The organism is Bradyrhizobium sp. (genome assembly GCF_049586575.1).
Lineage (GTDB): Bacteria > Pseudomonadota > Alphaproteobacteria > Rhizobiales > Xanthobacteraceae > Bradyrhizobium.
In genome coordinates, this window is record NZ_JBAVCF010000136.1 from 1 (window position 1) to 1910 (window position 1910).

2 protein-coding genes are annotated in these 1910 nt (G+C 64.3%); one reads left to right on the forward strand and one right to left on the reverse strand.

The window, feature by feature from the left end; translation table 11 throughout:
* A partial coding sequence (locus tag WB528_RS04990; RefSeq protein WP_423887320.1) for an alpha/beta fold hydrolase occupies nt 1–374 on the reverse strand: 374 nt, incomplete at its 3' end.
* A 216-nt stretch (nt 375–590) separates the two neighbouring features.
* Between WB528_RS04990 and WB528_RS04995 the strand changes: the two genes are divergently transcribed.
* On the forward strand, nt 591–1910 hold a 1320-nt coding region (locus WB528_RS04995; RefSeq protein WP_423887321.1), incomplete at its 3' end, for a xanthine dehydrogenase family protein molybdopterin-binding subunit.

Here is a 1910-nt window from a genome sequence, read left to right on the forward strand (position 1 = left end):
AACAAGACGAGTGCGTCCCAGCGCCAGCCGATCTCGATGGCATGCTTCATCGCGGTGCGCGCCGACATTGAATGAAACAGGCCGGCCGTCGGCTTCTGGCCGAGCCGGGCCCTTACCTCCTGCACCACGCGTTCGAGATCGCGGCTGAGCTGGGCGTAGTTGTGGTTCGATGGCTCGACCGGAATGTTCTGCCCATGATTGCGAAAATCAAACACCATCAGATCGAACTTGGGCAGCAGATGCTGCCAGTACGGATAATAGGCGTCCGCGGCGAAGCCGTTGCCGTGGGTCATCAGCAAACGCACCCCGTCAGGGTTGCCGTGCCGCCGCATGCGAATTCTAGCGCCGTCGCTGAGGGCGACATCGAAGGTCATGCTCGGAGCGGGAAGTTCGAAATACATGGCGTGTCCCCGACCATGGCGCGAACGCTACCGGCCGCGATGATCCGGCAAGGCTTATGCGACACCGTCATGCCGGGTCAATGCGGCGGCGACATGCGTCGGGATGCCTTTACCTCGCATGTCTGCCGTATTAGCAAGGGGCGTGCGCCCGTCGCACGGGCCCGAAATTCTCCTTGATAGGCTGACGCTTTGCCGCCGCTCGTTGGAACGTCGACTCTTCGCAAAGAAGATCCCGCTCTTCTGTCGGGACATGGCAGGTATGCGGACGACCTTCCGATTCCGGCCGGGACGTTGCACGCCCACGTTATTCGCTCGCCGCATCCGCACGCCGACATCGTGAGCATCGACGCTCGTGAGGCGCTCGCCAAGGATGGCGTCTGGGCGGTCGTCACCGGCGACGACGTCCGCAAAATGTCCGATCCATTCCTGGTCGCGCTCAAGACGCCGGTCTATCAATGGTCGCTCGCGGTCGGCCGCGTGCGTTATGTCGGCGAGCCGGTGGCGCTGGTGGTCGCCGAAAGCCGCTATCTCGCCGAGGACGCGGGCGAACTGGTGCAGATCGAATATCGGCCGCTCGATGCGGTGATCGATCCGCGAGTGGCGTGCGGTGGATCGGCGCCGATGCTGCACACTGAAGCCAAGACCAACGAGATTTCCGTCCGCAAATTCACCTATGGCGACACCAAATCTGCATTCGAGCGCGCCGACGCGCGCGTGGCGCTGACGGTCGATTTTCCGCGGCTGTCGTTCACGCCGATGGAATGTTACGTGGTTGTCGCCCAATACAACGCCGCCGACGGCGGCTACGACGTGCTGGCGAATTTCCAGGGGCCCTTCAGCACCCATCCGGTCATGGCGCGCGCGCTGCGCGTGCCGGGGCCGAAGCTGCGGCTGCGTATTCCGCCCGATAGCGGCGGCAGCTTTGGCATCAAGCTCTCGGTCTTTCCCTATGTGGTGCTGGCCGCGCTCGCCGCGCGCATCACCGGCCGTCCGGTGAAATGGGTGGAAGATCGCGCGGAGCACCTCCTTGCCGCGAGCTCGGGGCCGAACCGGATCACCGAGATCGAGGCGGCGGTGACCAAAGACGGCTGCATCCTCGGCCTGCGGCTCGACCAGCTCGAAGATTACGGCGCCTTCCTGCGCGCACCGATGCCTGGACCGCTCTATCGGATGCACGGCGCCATCACCGGCGCCTACGACATCGCCAATGTCGACGTTATCAATCGCGTCGTGCTCACCAACAAGATGCCGGCGAGCCTGATCCGCGGCTTTGGTGGTCCGCAGCTCTACATGGCGCTCGAGCGCATGGTGCAGCGGATCGCGATCGAACTTGGCCTCGATCATCTCGATGTCATCAGACGCAATCTCGTGCCGGCAACGAAGATGCCGTACCGCGCCGCCGCCGGCTCGCTCTACGATTCGGGAGATTATCGGCGGGCCGTGGCGACTGCGACCGGCACCGGGCGTCTTGTCGATCTCAAGCGGCGGCGCGACGCCGCGCGCGCGGCT